Consider the following 16,455-nt stretch of genomic DNA (forward strand, 5'->3'; position numbering starts at 1 on the left):
TTACTTAAGAGCTAATTGATTTATTGTTGCATGGATTTTAGTATCGCCAATCCGGGAAAATAGCCAAGGCAGCCCATACAAAGCTAACCATTTCTACGTCTTAGTGTCGCGGCAGCGGACTGAGCGACACTGCAAGCTTACTACATCACGTTGCGCCTCGGCCCCAGTTCGGCTAGGGCTGCGAACGATTTCATCGATGGCGACGCGGTCGGCGACCCGACGAAACCGCCCCTACAGGCGTTCTATGGTGGGCTTGGCATCGACACGGCAGTGTCCCACGGCCTCCGCGCGCAATATAAGATTGAGCCGCCGATGTCGCTGATGAATTCAGGCTGATGAATTCCGGAGGCGCAAGCGGAATGGACGTCGATGCAGACGATTGAGGATTGGCTCCGTCAACTCGGTCTCGGCCAGTACGCTGAAGCCTTCGTCAAGAATGACGTTGATCTTCGGGCGCTTCCTCATCTCGCGGAATCCGACCTCCAGGAGCTCGGTGTCTCGCTTGGTCACCGGAAGATTATTCTAGCTGCTATCAATGGACTTGCGCAGCCACGCCTAGCCGAACAGCCCCCTGCTTCAGCCGCTTCCGAAACCGCGTCCGAAGCTGCGGCTGACCGGCGACTGCTCAGCGTGCTCTTCTGCGATTTGGTCGGATCGACAGCGCTGTCTGCGCAGCTCGATCCTGAAGACATGCACGAGTTGATACGTCGTTACCAGGATAGCGTTGCCAGCGCAGTTACGCGGTTCGGAGGCTACGTCGCCAAATATCTCGGAGATGGCGTGCTTGCCTATTTCGGATGGCCTATGGCTTACGAGGATCATGCTGAGCGTTCAATCCGGGCCGGCCTCGAAGCAATGGCCGCCGTCGACGCCCTGCAGTCTCCGAACGCGCAGCAATTGAAGGCTCGCATCGGCATCGCATCCGGGCACGTGGTCGTTGGCGACACCGACGGCAGCGCGAAGGAGCGTGCATCGATCGCGGGAGACACTCCAAACCTGGCAGCACGCCTGCAGGGCGCAGCCGCCCCTGGCCAGATCGTGGTCTCAGACACCACCCGCCGCCTCGCCGGGCAGTCGTTCGATATCCGGAGCCTCGGCGGGCAGGACCTCAAAGGCTTCGTCTCACCCATTGCGATGTTCGAAGTCCGAGGTCAGCGAGCGGTGGATAGCCGTTTCGAAGCCGCGCATGCCAGCGGACTTTCGAAATTTGTCGGCCGCGTTAGTGAGATCGGCCTTCTGCTCGAACGGTGGGAGTTGGCGAAGTCGGGGCAGGGCCAAGCGGTCTTTCTGTCGGGAGAGGCTGGCATCGGGAAATCGCGCCTTGTCGAAGCTTTTGAAGAGCGCCTGCAAGGGACGCAACATGAACTCATTCGATTGCAGTGTTCACCCTATCACGCGACCTCGGCCTTCTACCCGATTGTCGAGCGACTGAGCCGGGTCGCTTCGTTCGACCCGGCAGATGACCGGTGCATTCGTCTCGAAAAGTTTCGCGCCCTAGTTCGCCGCTATGGCGAAAGTCCCTCCGAAGTTGGCGCGATCTATGCTGAGCTGCTGTCGCTCGACTTGGGCGACGAGTTCAGACCGCCGGATCTCTCCGCGCACCAACGCAAGGAACTTCTCGTCCGGACATTGGCTAATCGTTTGCTGCTTGCGGCCAAGATCGCACCGGTGCTCCTGGTCTTCGAAGATGCGCATTGGATCGACCCATCCACCAGCGAAGTGCTGCGGGAATTCGTCAGCCGGCTTCATGGCATCGCAGCCCTAGTCGTCGTGACCCATCGCCCGGAATGGAGAGCGGATTGGGCGAGCGGACTGGCGCAGGCGACGACGCTCTCCATCGGGCGCCTGACCAGGCAGCAAATGCACGAACTCATCGAATCAATGGTATCCGACATTCCCGAACAGCTTGCCGAAAGGATCGCGGAGCGAACCGACGGCGTGCCGCTGTTCATCGAGGAGCTCACACGCTCTGTCGTGGAGAGCGGAAAGGCGTCGTCGCTCAACGCTGAGATCCCGGACAGTCTGCAGGGCTCGCTGATGACACGTCTCGACCGTTTAGCGAAGACGACCAAGGAGATTGCGCAAATTGCCGCCGTGATAGGCAGGGAATTTGATCGGGGCCTTCTCTCAAAGGTCGCAGGCGTCGACGATCGAACGCTCGAGAAGGCGCTGAATCAGCTTGAGTCCAGCCAGATCGTCGTTGAAGACGGCGTCTTGCAGGATGCTCTGGTTTTTCGCCACGCGCTCATTCAGGATGCAGCCTATCAATCACTTCTAAACCGCCGCCGTCGACATTTCCACGAGGAGATCGCACGGGTTCTCGTCGACCAGTATGACGACGTCACTGCCACCCAACCCGAGCTCATCGCCCAGCACTACGAGAAAGCGCAGCGGACTGAGCTCGCGTTTCCCTTCTGGATGAGGGCTGGAGAACGTGCCCTTGCAAGGTCAGCCAACTATGAGGCGGTCGACCATTTCCAGAATGCCCTGGCGATCGCAGAGCGAATACCCAAGGGACCTGTCCGGCGAACGAATCTCCTCGCCGCGATCCTCAGGCTCGGGGACGCCCTTTTTGCTGCTGGCCGGATGACGGATTCGCTGGCGCAATACAGGCTGGCTGCGCAATTGGCACGCGAAGGGGCCGACACGCAGGCCTTTGTTCGCGCAGTCATCGGTCTCGACGGCTCCAAATTCCTCTCCTCGAACTCGCTTGCCGAAACCGTGCCGCTTCTCAAGGAAGCCCTGACGATGGTTCAACCAGCAGATGAGAGTTCCCGGTGCCAGCTTCTCAGCCGCCTTGCGCGGGGATACACCTACCTGAGCGACAGCAATAACGCCGCAAAATACGTTGTAGAGGGAATCGAACTAGCCCGACGGGTCGGAGATAAAACTGCGTTAGTGGAGCTCTCCGCTCTGCCATTCCTAACACCGGCACCGGTTAAGTCCGTCAGGGAGAGAAACGACCGGCTCGCTCGCGTAGATGAAATAAGACGCCTCGCGGATGAGATAGACGACGACGATGTGAAAAGCCGTGCGCTTTCAGTTGAGGCGTACGTCTCCACCGAGCTCGGCGATCGCGCCCGAGCCGATCGGGCGGTTGACGCACTAGACGAACTTGGGACCAAGCGGCAGCATCTCAACATCCAGTTCTACGCTCGTATCGCAAGAGCGATGATGGCTATCCTCGATGGACGATTCACCGCCGCAGAGGCGCTTGCTGACGAAGCTCTGATGCTGGGCATGCGTACTCTTGGCGAGGCGGCCGAGGGCGTCTATGGAATGCAGATGTTCGCGATCCGGCGGGAGCAGAGCCGCCTGTCGGAGGTCGCACCGATCATGAAATTGTTGATCGAGGAGAGCCCGGAGGAAGTCACGTGGTTACCAGGCTTTGCGTTGGTCGCCTTTGATCTGGGCTATCGGGAAGCGGCCCAGCGGAGGCTGAGCGAGCTCGCCCGCACCCGCTTCGCTCTTCCGATTGACGGTAAACGAAGCGCGTCTCTCTCGTTCCTGACGGAAGTCGCCGCCGGTCTCGGCGATGCGGATGCGGCTCAGACCCTCTATGAGCTTATGCTCGACTACAAGGAGATGACCGTCACAATAGGTATGGCGACCGTCTGCTTCGGCGCGGCAAGCCGCTATTTGGGAGTGTTGGCCGCCGCGCTGGGTGAATTCGACAGAGCGCCGAAGCACTTTGAGCACGCGCTCGAGATGAACTCGGCCATCGGCTCGCGGCCGTGGCTCGCGCACACACAGGCAGATTATGCAGACTTCCTAATGAAAATTGGTAGCCGGGCCGCAATAAAGAGAGCAATGTCTCTATTCGAGCATGCCCGGTCAACCGCGGCCGAACTGGGAATGGTCCGGCTGCAACAGCGACTGAAGCCAACGATTCATTAGGACCAGCAGTTCGCTGCTTTTAGTGGGAAGAAGGTCTCGTCATGCCACGCTACATCATTGAAAGAAACTTCGCAGAGCAACTCGATTTATCGAAAGAAGGGGTCGAGCAAATCAACCTGATCAACGACCAGGAAGGAGTGAAGTGGATTTTTTCCTTCCTCAGCGCGGACCGGAAAAAGACTTACTGCCTTTACGAGGCGCCCAACACTGAAGCCATTCTCGCCGCCGCCGGGAGGAACCATGTTCCCGCAGATGTGATCATCGAGGTTAGCGGGGAGATCGGTCCCAACATGTTTGCATAGCTCTCCTCGGCCAAGCACAGCTCGGGGTGAGGCGGCTGGGATCGTCCGGGCTGCCTTCGGCCGGAGTGTGACTTTTTTATTCGCGAGGACTTTGAAGGGCCCTGCAAAGCTATGATTGCCAAAGCTCTTTTGTCTGGGGCAGGCCCGCGGCACGATTTCGCAAGGGCAACGATACGCTGACAGACGAGTATTAGTTTGAAATGAGGACCTGCCTAGGATCGCGCCGACGCGACCGGTCTCCGCACGGGCACTGGCTGCTGGACGACGGTTAGAGCTGTGATACCCGCCTCATCGGCCGCACGCAGGAATGCGACCCGAAATTGCTCTGGAGCGATCTTACCGCTGATCGCGTCGACGCAAGCCTTCACCGCAGTGACGTATTCTTCGCCGTCATCGGTGGGCCAGTCCTTGAGCAGCATATATGCCGCGTCGCCGAGGGTGCGGACTATCCTGTGAACTGGCTGGCCGCGCAGAGCCAGCCCGACGGGTGTGAATGCAGAGGTTGCGTCCCAGTCCATGTTCTCGACCGCTCAAGGCAGGGATCGCAATCCCCAAAGAGCACCATACGCGTATATTCGGAATCCGTAATTGACGATTGGTTACCTGACGTGACCAGGCGTGAAGGTATACCCTAGGAAAGGAGCGGGCGCTCTACGATTTGACATCGGAGCGCCCTAAGCTGCATCGGCCTTTGTTGCGATGATGGCCGATGGCTGGATGCCCTAATGATGAGATTCTGATGAGATTTCAACCTCCAGTGCGGCAGTTTCTGGTTGGATCGGAACAGAGGACTCGGCGAAACATTCACTTTCACCGCCCATTTACCAGCTTTCGTGCTGAACGCAGGTTCGTCTTGGAGGCGTTGGTTGTTTTGTTTAGAGTGAAGTGTGCCCGGTGCTATTCATTTCGATTGGACTTCTCATAGCCCACGTTGCCATTGTCGCAGCGATTCTCGCTCTTGTCGGCCAGCATCGATGGATGATTGCGCTTTTGCTCAGCTGGTATGGCATCGTCATGATAGGGGTCATCGCGGCCATTTGGGTTCACTATAAGAGATCGACCCGACGCGCGGAGCCGTCTCACTAAAATGCGGGGCACCTCAAACTCGAAGCCGGGTGGCGCGGTACTCGTTCTGTTCGAGACGGAACATCTCAAAGGCAGCATTCGAACTGCGCTCGCCCAGGCGACACTCACTCCGTGGCAACGGAACTTCCTGTCGGACGTGCTCGCCAGGTTGGAGAGGTGTGGCAGCAAGACGCGCTTGAGCGACAGGCAGTTGTCCAAGTTACACCAAATTCTCGGCGGTGAAGGTGCGGGTATTCGAGGAGCGCCGCAGAAGCAGCGAACGACCCTGGACAGGAGGCGCTTCCAACGTCACGCACGGTCGTTCCTGTCACGAGAGGCCGCATGGTGGCGCAGGAGAATTCTCCGCGACACGATGATCGTGGCTGTCGTTGCGTCAGCTGGGCTCTTCTATTCATTATTCGAGATGGGCGAATCCGCATTCGAAGGCGCGTCCCGGTCGTCACCCATTGCGTCGGTCTTGGCCAAGCAGGCATTCACGATCACTGATGGCGATACAGTCCACGTTTCGGGAGAGCGGGCAGGGACGCGCCTGGTTGGCTTCAACACACCGGAGAAGTTCTCGCCCCAATGCGAATACGAGCGCCAACTGGGGGAGCGGGCATCGGCACGGCTTCGGGAGCTTGTCGCTCATGGCAGCGCTCGGCTTACCAAAGTCGCATGCGCCTGTGCGCCGGGCACCGAGGGTACGAAGAAGTGCAACCATGGGCGCTACTGCGGGACCTTGCTAGTTGATGGAAGGGACGTCGGGAGCATTCTGATCAGCGAGGGCCTTGCCGTGCCGTTCATTTGCGGAGAGACCAGCTGCCCGCCAACGCCTCGGCCGTGGTGCAAGGCGTAGCCAAGTTCGAAAACCGGGATTTAGAATGCCTTTATTCCATGGACATCGGGGTATGCGATACAGCGGCGTCCCCTGGAAGTGTAGCGGTACCTGCGATCGTCCGGTGGCGAGATTACCATCATCTGCCAACCTTGTTGCGGGCGTTCAGCCTCGGCTACCGAAGGCCGTGAAAGGGCATCGTCTCTACCATTTGTCGGCCCGTATGATCTCGGGAGCCTTTCCAAATTGGGCAACTGAGGCATCCCGAAATTCGATAAGGTCCTTCGCGGCGAGCGGCTTGGAAAAAAGCCAGCCTTGTCCGAACGAAACGCCGTGTTCGCGAAGATCGGCGGCTGGCATTTTCCCGCCCCGAATAGAATGTCCGAAAACGGCAGAAATCGAAAAAGCAGTCCCTTCATCCCTACAAAAGTATCCTTATGGTTGACGTGGCCAGAGATCTGCAATGCTGTCGTATACAGATGAGGATCGAGGGGACACACTCTATTCTGACCAGCCTCTGGTCGCAGTAGTCATCCCGGCCTTCAATGCTTCCACCTATATCGAGCGCACGCTTCGGTCGGCTATGCGCCAGACCTACGCCGCCCTGGAGATTATCGTTGTCAACGACGGTTCCACGGGCGACACCGTAAAACTCGTCGAGCAGATAGCGGTGTCGGACTCTCCGGACCGCCTCCTGTCCACACCCAACCGCGGTGTCGCCGCCGCAAGGAATACTGGGATCGAGGCATCATCAGGTCGATTCGTGCATTCCTTGATGCGGCAATGCCGCCGCCATCAGGTTTGGATTATTCCTTCGGCGGCCCGCCCCGCCGCTCCAGCGCCGTCTTGCGGATGGTCTCCGCGATCTCCGGACTACTGCTCGACAACATCTGGAAATCCACGGCGTAGAGCGACAGCAGCGATACCTCGGTTGCTGCGCTGATCGTCGCTGAGCGAGGTTCGCCACTGATTAGCGCCATCTCGCCAAAGAAGTTTCCGGCACCGAGTTCCACTGGATGGTCGGGTGTCGCCACGGTGACCCGCCCCTCGACAATGAAGAACATCTGATCGCCAACATCGCCCTTGCGGCAGATCACGGCACCCGCGGGGACAATGCGCGTTCGCAGCGCCCGAACGATCTCGATCAGTGCAGCGGAACCAAGCTTCTGGAACAGGGGTACGGCAGCGACCAATTGCCAGTTGCGAACGAAGTCTTGGCGGCGAACCTCTTCGTAGAAGCCGGTGGCGAGGATGCCGGCCCAAAGTGCAAAAATACCGATACCGCTCATCATCACCAATCCGGCCAGAACTCGACCTGCAAGGCTCTGCGGGATCTCGTCGCCGTAGCCGGTCGTCGACAGCGTCACGACCGCCCACCACATCGCCTGCGGAATGCTGCCGAACCTATCGGGTTGGACATCTCGCTCGATGATATAACCGGCCAATGCAGCGCCAAAAAGAACGATGCCGAACACCGATGTCACGCCAAGCAGATTGCGCGATTCATTCGCGACCACCTTTGCCAGCAGCCTGAAGAAGGTCGAGTCGCGCAACGGCTTGAGAAGCCAAATGGCGCAATAGAGGTTTCGATCACGGGACCCGACGAACAAGAATGCAGCAGCCGGAACTAGAACCGCGAGAAAATCGATCACGAGGGCCGGCACCCCGCCCGACAAGCGGTGTCGTCGTGAAAGCAATGTGCCGCTCAATTGGAGGACATAGGCCAGCCAAAATTGCCGCAAGTAGCAGCTCAAAGACAAGCCTCTCCTGTCCAGTAAGGCCCTGCGTCGTCAGCGTGGCAACGACCAAGAGACCGGTTGTAGCGAACAGCGCATTGAGCGGCGTCGAAATCTTTGAGAACGGCACTGCCGACATTGCATACTCCCAACCACCCGGCATTCGTCGACAATAGATACCTTTGGGCCACACGCAAGGGAACGGGGACTGATCAGGTGCCGCCCGAGGTTCCCGTAACTCACGAGACCACCGGACCAAGCGGGACGGGCAAAACGACGCTCCTGACGCGCAATCTGGTGAAGCCAACATCCGGCACGATTGCTTTCGACGATATCAGGATGGATTTCGCGCGCCCGGACAAGATTGCCGTCCAGGCGATCCGTCTGCGCACAGCGATGGTGTTCCAACAGTTCAACGTCTTCAAACATGACGGTCATCCAGAACGTCATGGATGCGCTGGTCGTCGTCCAGGGCAAGTCTGTGTTCTTCAGCGGCTCAATCTAGGGAGTCCCCGGCTTCAGGATCGTGCGCAGCGGTACTGTCATTATGCTGCATTCGTCGGTTTCTTCGCCTTCGCGTGTGATGATGGGCTGTCCATCCTCAAGGTCAAGGACTGGAACGTACCTGCCAGCCCATCCGCAGTCGGCGCAGCGCGGTCGTTCCCAGAGTATCCCGGGTGCGTCAGTATTTTCGCCATGTTCGGGTTGGAGATGCGGCGATCCACAGTTCGGACATGCCTCAGGCATACCGCGCAACTCGCGAAGGATCAATGATGTCGCCATGCCGATGGCGTGTTGAATCAACGAGTGCGCCATCTCGGCATCAATCCAGGTGGCCGATTTTGCAGGCGTAAGCCAGTTGGAAAACGTCCATGCGGACTCAAGTGCACTCTTGAGGGCTCCGCGACGCTCTTTGCTTGTGTCGCCCGACAGAAGATCATTGCAGATGATCTCCGTCCACGCGCGGAAGTTCGCACGCTGTGGAGGTGTCTTTGTCCACATTGCCGCGTCCTGCGCGACGCCGATCAGATCGAGTAGCGCCTCGCGGCAATGACGGCTATGACTGATAAGCTGCCTGGGATTTAGTGCGGCGATTAGGTATCGACTCCTTGGTTCGTCGTGGGGCCACGCTGACTACGAGCTGAAGCGATCCCAGTTAGCGGTAGGTCGCGGCGAACGTGGTAGGCTTGGCCCTTCAAAGGTGAACGTTTCGGACCAAGGTCTTGTGATCCTCCGAATAAATTCTTAGGTCACCCATAGGTCGTTGCATTCTGCGAATCCCTGACTAAGAGACCGACATGATCCTTACCCTCTCAGGCGTCAGAAAATCCTACACCACGGCCGAGGGGCTAATCGAAATACTAAAGGGGGTCGACCTTCAGGTGGCCTCTGGCGAAAGCGTGGCCCTGACGGGAGAGTCCGGCAGTGGCAAGAGTACGCTGCTGCACCTGGCTGGGTGCCTGGATCGCGCGGATAGTGGATCCATCGTCATGAACGGACGGGACATCCGGCAGCTTAATGAGAATGAATGCGCTCATTACCGTAGAACCCAGGTGGGCTTGGTTTTTCAACAGTTTAATCTCATCCCTTCGCTGACGGTCGCCGCCAATATCTCATTCCACGCAAAGCTCGCCGATCGATTTGATCCTGCTTGGGAGATGGAGCTGATTGGCAAATTGGGGCTGCGTGATTACATCAGCCGCTACCCCGAGCAACTATCTGGAGGTCAGCAACAGCGCGTTGCGATTGGGCGAACCTTGGCCGCGCGGCCGCCACTCATTCTCGCGGATGAGCCAACGGGCAACCTGGATGAGCAGACCGGAGACAGGGTCCTAGATCTTATGGTCAGTCTGTCACAGACCGCGAGGTCCGCTCTTCTGCTTGTGACTCACTCCGCAAGGCTTGCAGGCGGTCTGGATCGAATAGTGGTTCTTCGCGGCGGGAAGATTGTCGAATGAACCTCGTCGCCTTCGCAGCGCTGCTGTCGCACTGGCGCCGAAAGCCGCTTCAGCTGCTCACCTTGGTCATGGGAATAATGCTCGCAACGGCGCTTTGGTCCGGCGTCCAAGCGATCAATGCAGAGGCTAGGGCAAGTTACGCACGGGCATCATCGGTTCTCGAGCAAGGAAGCCTTCGGCAGATCGTTGCCAAGGAGGATGATGGTATTGCGACCGCGGTATATGGACGCCTTCGCCGAGCAGGCCTGAACATTTCGCCTGTCATCGAGGGCAACTATCGCTTTGGGCCGGTGCGGATAAGAATGGTCGGCATCGAGCCGCTGACCATGCCCAGGGGTAGTTCGGGCGTGACCATCGCAAACGGTGCGGAGCTCTCCGGCTTCTTTTCCACCACTGGGCTTCTTTTGGTATCCGCCGCGACTGCCGATCGGCTGCGTGGCAACACGGAAATGGCCGTCAAAGTCGATGGCAACGTCCCAGACGGCGCTGCCTTCGTGGACATCTCCGTAGCGGACAAATTGCTTGAAAAACATGGGAAGATCGACCGTCTGGTCATAGCTCCCGAGCAGCGGGTTACAGTTCAAGCTCTCGAACAAATAGCGCCGGGGCTGACCATTCGCGAACCGGCCGACCAGCCGGATGTCTCTCGCCTCACGGACAGCTTCCACCTTAACCTGACCGCTTTCGGGTTTCTGTCGTTCGTCGTCGGTCTGTTCATTGTTTACTCCACAACAGGCCTGACCTTCGAGCAGCGTCGCGGTACCTTTCGAACACTGCGATCTCTTGGTGTCTCCCTTCGGACTCTGGCCGTCATGCTCGTGGTTGAACTGTCGATACTGGCCCTGGTTTCCGGCGTTCTCGGGGTTATTCTCGGCTACATCATCGCCTGGCTCTTGATGCCGGGTGTCGCTGCCACCTTGCGGAACTTGTATGGGGCGAATGTGTCGGGCTCGCTGTCAATTCGGCCCGAATGGTGGCTAGCGGGACTGGCGATCGCTCTTGGAGGGACCGGCGTTTCCTCGGCACAGAGCCTTTGGCGCGTCTGGACACTGCCGATCCTCGCAGCGGCTCAACCAAGGGCGTGGGCGAGAGCATCAGCGCGCTCGCTGGTTTATCAGGCTGGAGCTGGCGGGTCGTTGCTAATATTGGCAGCCCTGCTTGCAATAGCCGGGTCCGGCCTTGTCGCGGGCTTTGCAGTACTCGCTTGCCTGCTTCTCGGAGCGGCACTGATACTGCCAGGGCTTATTGCCGTTACCCTAATCACGGCTCAACATTTCGCGAGAGGCGCTCTTATGGAATGGTTCTGGGCAGATACCCGTATACAGCTGCCGGGGCTGTCGCTGGCCCTGATGGCCCTTCTTCTAGCATTGTCGGCAAACATTGGTGTCGGCACGATGGTTTCCAGTTTCCGATTGACGTTTATCGGATGGCTGGATCAACGCTTGGCCGCAGAGCTATACGTGACCGCCAAGGATGACGACCAGTCCGAGCGACTGCGGACTTGGCTTCAGCGGCACGCCACAGCAGTCCTTCCGATCTGGAGCGTCGACGGTGAGGTCTCAGGTGAGCAGGTCCAGATTTTTGGCGTCGCAGACGATCCGACCTATCGGGAGCACTGGCCACTGATCGCTTCCGATAAGGACGTGTGGGGAACGGTTGCTAACGGGCAGGGCGCTCTCGTCAACGAGCAGATGTGGCGTCGTGGTCAAGCTAAGATCGGCCAGCCTTTGGTTATGCCGGGTGGGTGGACTACTACCGTAGTTGGCGTTTATTCAGACTACGGAAACCCCATCGGGCAGGTAATTGTTGGCATCGATACCTTGGTTGATCATTACCCGAATGTGCCGAAGCTCCGATACGGCGTCCGCGTGCCTCCCGAGCGAGCCCAGGACCTGAAACGTCAGCTGGTCGCGGACTTGGGTCTGCCGGAGACAGCGATCGTCGACCAGGCTTCACTCAAACGACAGTCGCGAGCCATCTTCGACCAGACATTTAAGGTGACAGGTGCACTGAACGTCCTCACGCTGGCGGTGGCGGGATTTGCCATGTTCTCAAGCCTCTTGACCCTCTCTGGAATTCGGCTTCCGCAGCTTGCACCAGTCTGGGCGATCGGTGTGCGGCGTCGAGATCTAGCTCTATACGAAATTGCCCGGACACTGGCGCTGTGGCTCGTGACATTTCTGGCGGCGATTCCGGTCGGTCTTACTCTGGCATGGGTGCTGCTTTCGATTGTGAACGTGGAGGCTTTCGGGTGGCGCTTGCCGATGATGGTCTTTCCGATCGACTGGCTCTGGCTGGGAGCGATTGCGCTGCTGGCGGCGTTCTTGTCGGTGCTGGTGCCCGTCAGGCGCCTGGCCACGATCAATCCTGCAGACCTGCTTAGGATTTTCTCGAATGAACGTTAGAAAAGTTTCATCCGCCTTTGTCGCGGTGGCTATGGTCTCTCTGGCTGAACAGGCGTCGGGGCAGGGGTTCGCCGGACTGGGATCGGATGCACAGGGCTTTTCGATCCCGGAGCGTGGACGCGGTCTCTCGTTTCCTGCCGATCATGGCGCTCATCCGGATTATCGGATTGAGTGGTGGTATGTCACCGCCAACCTCAAGGGTGAGGATGGCAAGCGGTATGGGGCGCAGTGGACATTGTTTCGATCCGCTCTGGCTCCGGAAGAAAGGCCAGGCTTCGCAGATCCCCAGCTATGGATCGGGCATGCGGCGATTACCACCCAGTCTCACCAGTTCGTCGCCGAGCGCTTGGGCCGGGGCGGCGTTGGACAGGCAGGCGTCGAGGCCACGCCGTTTCTGGCATGGATCGACGACTGGCAGATGACTGGTTCCATTGAGAGCGCCTTTGACCTTAGGGATCTTTCGGTGACTGCGAGCGGGACGGATTTCAGCTTTGGCTTGAACCTTGGCGCCGACGGCCCGCTCGTGCTGCAGGGTGAAAACGGGTTTTCTATGAAGTCATCAGGCGAGCAGGCGAGCTACTACTACTCGCAACCGTTCTACAAGGTCTCCGGCGCAATCACGATCTCCGGATCCCCGGTGAAGGTCACCGGGAAAGCGTGGCTGGATCGGGAGTGGTCGTCTCAGCCGCTCGCCTTAAACCAGACGGGCTGGGACTGGTTCTCATTACATTTCGACTCTGGCGAGAAGCTTATGGCCTTTCGCCTTCGCGATGATAAGGACGGGTTCATCTCCGCGAACTGGATATCCTCGGACGGGCGAACGACACCCCTGTCGAAAGAAGAGGTTCAACTGGAGCCTTTGCGGAAGGCAACAGTCAAGGGGCGAGAGATACCGGTGGAATGGCGAATACGCGTGCCAGGGAAGTCGCTCGATATAAGAACCAAACCGTTGAATGACCAGTCCTGGATGGCGACATCGACGCCATACTGGGAGGGGCCGATAGATCTCAGGGGTTCAATGTCAGGCGTCGGATATCTCGAAATGACAGGATACTAGTCGTGGGGCGGACTCTTATGGACGCACAACGTCGTACGGGCAATGTGACCGCGGTATTGGACAAGAGGCTCGGCCGAAATCAGGCTTGGGTGCTAAGGCGACCTGAACATGTACGATATAATGCTTCTTTTCCTTGCTGGCTTGTTAGCAGGCAGCATGAATGCGTTGGCGGGCGGCGGGTCGTTCGTATCCCTGCCTGCGCTGATATCGGTCGGAGTGCCGTCGGTAGCCGCAAACGCCACAAGCACCTTAGCCTTGTTTCCCGGCGGTATGGCGAGCTCGTGGGTCTACCGTGATGGGGTTAGGAGTGTGTGCGGCGTCAATGTCGTGCCCATTGCTGTCGTGACGGTGATGGGTGGTGTAGCCGGAAGCATTCTATTGCTGCTAACCCCTTCGAGGATTTTCGATGGTATCCTGCCATGGCTTTTGCTGGTGGCGACATTGATGCTCGCTGCAGGTCCGAGGCTCAGCGCCCAGTTGCAGTCGCAGGCACGTCCGAGTGTTCTGGCGTTCGCAATGGTTCAGTTCTTTCTCGGTCTTTATGGCGGCTATTTTGGCGGCGCGGTGGGTCTCATGATGCTTGCGGCGTGGAGCGCGCTCGGGGGCGGGGACATCAAGAGCCTGAATCCGACAAGAATGGTGATGGTAACCGCCGCCAACGCGGTCGCCGTCGTCGTCTTCGTACTTGCCGGGGCAATCGTATGGCAGGAGTGCATTCCCATGACGATTGGAGCCGTTATCGGCGGGTGGATCGGAGCGCATATCGGACGAAGGCTGCCATCATCGGTCGTTCGGCTGCTAACCCTCGTGGTCGCCTTTTTAACGACCGCAGTGTTCTTTTCGCGAGCTTACCTTTGAGCGGAGGTCCCGTGCCCCTCAGGCTCTCAGTCAATAACTTGCAATTGAAGGAGCCGAAGTCCTGCAAAATGCTCAAGGGGCTCGACGAATGGATCGCGGGAAAGCGTCGATCCAGTGGATTTGATTGAGAACGCACGAACGATCGTCATTGCCGCCGAATATTGGCGGCACGCAGATGAGCTTGTGCCCAGTGTTCGCCTTTCCAAATGCGTGGATTTGCTGAGGCGGGATCCCGGGCTGCTGGATCACTCAACTAGCGCCCGCAATGCGGCGGGCGCGTTCTCGAAGGCGTAGGGATTGAGGAACTGGCGTCGCCAGTTTCTTGTCTAACGGTGAAAGCCGGGCTTCCGATCGAAAGCGATCAGCGCCCATGTCCAGAAGGAACCGAAAGGGAGGCTTTGGGATATCAACCCGCAACATCGCAGGAAATAGATACACATTGTGTATGCGTTTGTGGTATAAGGCCTTGAAGGAAAAGGCCATGACCAGCAAAAACGCCCCTGATACCCATACCCGCGCCGTTAACTTGAGGGTTCGTGAGGACGTTCGCGTCCTGATCGACCGCGCCGCCAAGGCCCACGGGAAAACCCGTTCGGATTTCATGATCGACGCATCGCGCCGTGCTGCAGAAAACGCGCTTCTCGATCAGACATTGGTGCGGGTCGATCCTGACAGCTACAAACACTATCTCGCCGTCCTCGACCAGCCGCCAAATAGCGAAGGCTTCGAACGGTTGATGAATGCTCCCAAACCCTGGCAGCCGTAATGTTGTCTGCACCGACGCTTCTCGGCGAAGCGCACGATCTCCAGCTATTCGACAGCGGGCACGACAGCCTTGATGAATGGCTGCGCCGCAGGGCGCGGGCCAATCAGGTCAGCGGCGCATCGCGAACCTATGTGGTCTGCGAGGGCGAGCGCGTTGTCGGCTATTACTGCCTCTCATCGGGAGCGCTGGCGGTCGCGGACGCTCCGGGAGCGATCCGGCGCAACATGCCCGACCCGGTTCCCATGGCAGTCCTTGGCCGTCTGGCCATCGATCGCAACTGGCAGGGAAAAGGAATCGGAGCCGCGCTGTTGCAAGACGCCGTGCTGCGTACCGGACAGGCAGCCCATATCATGGGTATTCGCGGCCTTCTGGTTCACGCGATCTCCGATGAGGCCAAGGCCTTCTATGAGCATTTTGGATTTGCAGCGTCGCCCGCGAATCCTATGGCCTTGGTGTTATCATTGAAAACTCAAGTAGGCCTGAAGTGATCGGTGAAAACAGTCGCTCGTCTGACAACCCAACGACGGTCGGAGAATTGACGGAGAGCTTTGAAAAGTTTGTCTAAAATCGGAATCCATGTCCTAATTGCCACATGATTTCGGATATTTGGAGCTTGCCGGCAGTAGAAGAAGAAAGCCGGTTACAAGATGAGCCGAGGCTGAGAACAACGAACCTTCATCTGGGTGTGGTTACCGGAAAGCACAGAGCCAGTCGACGTCTTGGGCGTTCTCCAAATCGTCCTTGGGCGAGCTCACTCCCATCAGAAAGAACGTCGCATGATCTCAGTCAGCAGCATGCACCTGAACGCCGCGGCAGAGCAGTCCCCAAGTCGGGCTTCGTTGGGCCTCCTGGGCGTGAGCTTGCGTCATCGGATCGTCGCCGTCGTCTGGCTCCGGGCCATCAGGCGGCGGAGTCTCCCCAGGATCTCGCTCAGGTTCGGGATTGCCGATCGGCGGCGCTGCCGGCGGAACGATAGGCTCGTTGGGTACGGACATGATTTCCTCCTTGCTAACCGGAAAAACTCGCGTGTCCTTCCGTTTATTCAAGAGTGGTGCCGTGATGAGATGCTTTTCTCGAGCAGCGAACCGACCGCCGCCGGCGGTCTCGGGCCATGGCCCACTCTTTGATAAGGAAGGGCAAGGGTGCAAACGTCAAAAAAGCCTGCGCCCTCGCGGAGAAGACGGACAAGGCGATCCGACGGTGGTGCAAGCAGTACGGCATCGGCCGCTCCATGCCTGGCTCGCCGATCGAGATATCCATGCCGGCTTTGGATGGTGAAACATGGCGACGTGGCAGCGCTGGAGCCGGTCCGGCAGGGCAATTGCGGACATCCTCGGATTAAGCGATATCGATGATGTCTGCGTTGCGGAATAATTCGGGGCGTTCGACTTCCTCGCGAACATGTCGGCGGCCATGGTGGCTTCAGCACGGGTAATGAGGCTGGCGCGTTTCCCCGCCAACCTGTGCCTGGCGATGCTGAGGCGACTGAAGCGCCTTTAAGACATGGTCTCCTTTCATGATGCGGCCTGCGAAACGAGCTTTGGCAGAAGATCACGGAACAGTTCTTGCACGG

At 58.5% G+C, this 16,455-nt stretch carries 11 protein-coding genes and 3 pseudogenes; 10 read left to right on the forward strand and 4 right to left on the reverse strand.

Annotated features, from left to right (window positions below):
- Positions 1–369: 369 nt before the first annotated feature.
- Together ACD590_RS30445 and ACD590_RS30450 are read left to right on the forward strand one after the other, a co-directional pair.
- On the forward strand, positions 370–3,897 hold the full coding sequence (locus tag ACD590_RS30445) for an ATP-binding protein (RefSeq protein ID WP_439004110.1): 3,528 nt from the start codon (positions 370–372) through the stop codon (positions 3,895–3,897).
- A 41-nt stretch (positions 3,898–3,938) separates the two neighbouring features.
- Positions 3,939–4,199, forward strand: a complete 261-nt coding sequence (locus tag ACD590_RS30450) for a DUF4242 domain-containing protein (protein WP_018246314.1) — start codon at positions 3,939–3,941, stop codon at positions 4,197–4,199.
- A 212-nt stretch (positions 4,200–4,411) separates the two neighbouring features.
- Here ACD590_RS30450 and ACD590_RS30455 read toward each other — a convergent pair whose 3' ends face one another.
- On the reverse strand, positions 4,412–4,717 hold the full coding sequence (locus tag ACD590_RS30455) for a DUF982 domain-containing protein (protein WP_439004111.1): 306 nt from the start codon (positions 4,715–4,717) through the stop codon (positions 4,412–4,414).
- Between the two features lie 1,848 nt (positions 4,718–6,565).
- On the opposite strand from ACD590_RS30455, the pseudogene ACD590_RS30460 reads away from it, so the two are divergent.
- A pseudogene (locus ACD590_RS30460) lies at positions 6,566–6,868 on the forward strand (glycosyltransferase family 2 protein); the annotation flags it as partial.
- Between the two features lie 40 nt (positions 6,869–6,908).
- Here the strand turns inward: ACD590_RS30460 and ACD590_RS30465 are convergent.
- Positions 6,909–7,977, reverse strand: a pseudogene (locus ACD590_RS30465) (cyclic nucleotide-gated ion channel).
- Positions 7,978–8,090: 113 nt separating this feature from the next.
- Between ACD590_RS30465 and ACD590_RS30470 the strand changes: the two are divergent.
- Positions 8,091–8,319: pseudogene (locus ACD590_RS30470) on the forward strand (ATP-binding cassette domain-containing protein); the annotation flags it as partial.
- Positions 8,320–8,339: 20 nt separating this feature from the next.
- Here the strand turns inward: ACD590_RS30470 and ACD590_RS30475 are convergent.
- Positions 8,340–8,840, reverse strand: coding sequence for a hypothetical protein (locus ACD590_RS30475; RefSeq protein ID WP_439004112.1), 501 nt, complete (start codon positions 8,838–8,840; stop codon positions 8,340–8,342).
- 296 nt (positions 8,841–9,136) lie between these two features.
- Here ACD590_RS30475 and ACD590_RS30480 point away from each other — a divergent pair, with 296 nt between their 5' ends.
- The 6 genes from ACD590_RS30480 to ACD590_RS30505 all read left to right on the forward strand — a co-directional run bounded on the left by ACD590_RS30480 (position 9,137) and on the right by ACD590_RS30505 (position 15,370).
- Complete coding sequence (locus ACD590_RS30480) at positions 9,137–9,796, forward strand: ABC transporter ATP-binding protein (protein WP_439004113.1); 660 nt, start codon at positions 9,137–9,139, stop codon at positions 9,794–9,796.
- Positions 9,793–12,201 (forward strand): ABC transporter permease, encoded by a 2,409-nt coding sequence (locus tag ACD590_RS30485; RefSeq protein WP_439004114.1) that lies wholly within the window; start codon positions 9,793–9,795, stop codon positions 12,199–12,201. The genes ACD590_RS30480 and ACD590_RS30485 overlap by 4 nt, the downstream gene beginning before the upstream one ends.
- Entirely contained in the window at positions 12,191–13,258 is a 1,068-nt protein-coding gene (locus tag ACD590_RS30490) for a lipocalin-like domain-containing protein (RefSeq protein ID WP_439004115.1), read from the forward strand. Before ACD590_RS30485 ends, ACD590_RS30490 begins: the two co-directional genes overlap by 11 nt.
- A 108-nt stretch (positions 13,259–13,366) precedes the next feature.
- A complete protein-coding gene (locus ACD590_RS30495; RefSeq protein WP_439004116.1) occupies positions 13,367–14,116 on the forward strand; it encodes a sulfite exporter TauE/SafE family protein in 750 nt (249 codons plus the stop codon).
- Positions 14,117–14,597: 481 nt separating this feature from the next.
- A complete protein-coding gene (locus ACD590_RS30500) occupies positions 14,598–14,882 on the forward strand; it encodes a DUF1778 domain-containing protein (protein WP_439021038.1) in 285 nt (94 codons plus the stop codon).
- Positions 14,882–15,370, forward strand: coding sequence for a GNAT family N-acetyltransferase (locus ACD590_RS30505; RefSeq protein ID WP_439004117.1), 489 nt, complete (start codon positions 14,882–14,884; stop codon positions 15,368–15,370). Before ACD590_RS30500 ends, ACD590_RS30505 begins: the two co-directional genes overlap by 1 nt.
- A 294-nt stretch (positions 15,371–15,664) precedes the next feature.
- Here ACD590_RS30505 and ACD590_RS30510 read toward each other — a convergent pair whose 3' ends face one another.
- Entirely contained in the window at positions 15,665–15,877 is a 213-nt protein-coding gene (locus ACD590_RS30510; protein ID WP_245268285.1) for a hypothetical protein, read from the reverse strand.
- Between the last annotated feature and the right edge of the window lie 578 nt (positions 15,878–16,455).

This window comes from Rhizobium sp. 862_C5_N1_2 (assembly GCF_051811205.1).
In the GTDB taxonomy this organism is placed as follows: Bacteria; Pseudomonadota; Alphaproteobacteria; order Rhizobiales; family Rhizobiaceae; genus Rhizobium; species Rhizobium leguminosarum.

Bases quoted from the DNA above. Each gene is read 5' to 3' on its own strand.
- ACD590_RS30445 (WP_439004110.1), top strand. From the start codon at position 370: ATGCAGACGATTGAGGATTGGCTCCGTCAACTCGGTCTCGGCCAGTAC.
- ACD590_RS30450 (WP_018246314.1), top strand. From the start codon at position 3,939: ATGCCACGCTACATCATTGAAAGAAACTTCGCAGAGCAACTCGATTTA.
- ACD590_RS30455 (WP_439004111.1), bottom strand. From the start codon at position 4,717: ATGGACTGGGACGCAACCTCTGCATTCACACCCGTCGGGCTGGCTCTG.
- ACD590_RS30475 (WP_439004112.1), bottom strand. From the start codon at position 8,840: ATGTGGACAAAGACACCTCCACAGCGTGCGAACTTCCGCGCGTGGACG.
- ACD590_RS30480 (WP_439004113.1), top strand. From the start codon at position 9,137: ATGATCCTTACCCTCTCAGGCGTCAGAAAATCCTACACCACGGCCGAG.
- ACD590_RS30485 (WP_439004114.1), top strand. From the start codon at position 9,793: ATGAACCTCGTCGCCTTCGCAGCGCTGCTGTCGCACTGGCGCCGAAAG.
- ACD590_RS30490 (WP_439004115.1), top strand. From the start codon at position 12,191: ATGAACGTTAGAAAAGTTTCATCCGCCTTTGTCGCGGTGGCTATGGTC.
- ACD590_RS30495 (WP_439004116.1), top strand. From the start codon at position 13,367: ATGTACGATATAATGCTTCTTTTCCTTGCTGGCTTGTTAGCAGGCAGC.
- ACD590_RS30500 (WP_439021038.1), top strand. From the start codon at position 14,598: ATGACCAGCAAAAACGCCCCTGATACCCATACCCGCGCCGTTAACTTG.
- ACD590_RS30505 (WP_439004117.1), top strand. From the start codon at position 14,882: ATGTTGTCTGCACCGACGCTTCTCGGCGAAGCGCACGATCTCCAGCTA.
- ACD590_RS30510 (WP_245268285.1), bottom strand. From the start codon at position 15,877: ATGTCCGTACCCAACGAGCCTATCGTTCCGCCGGCAGCGCCGCCGATC.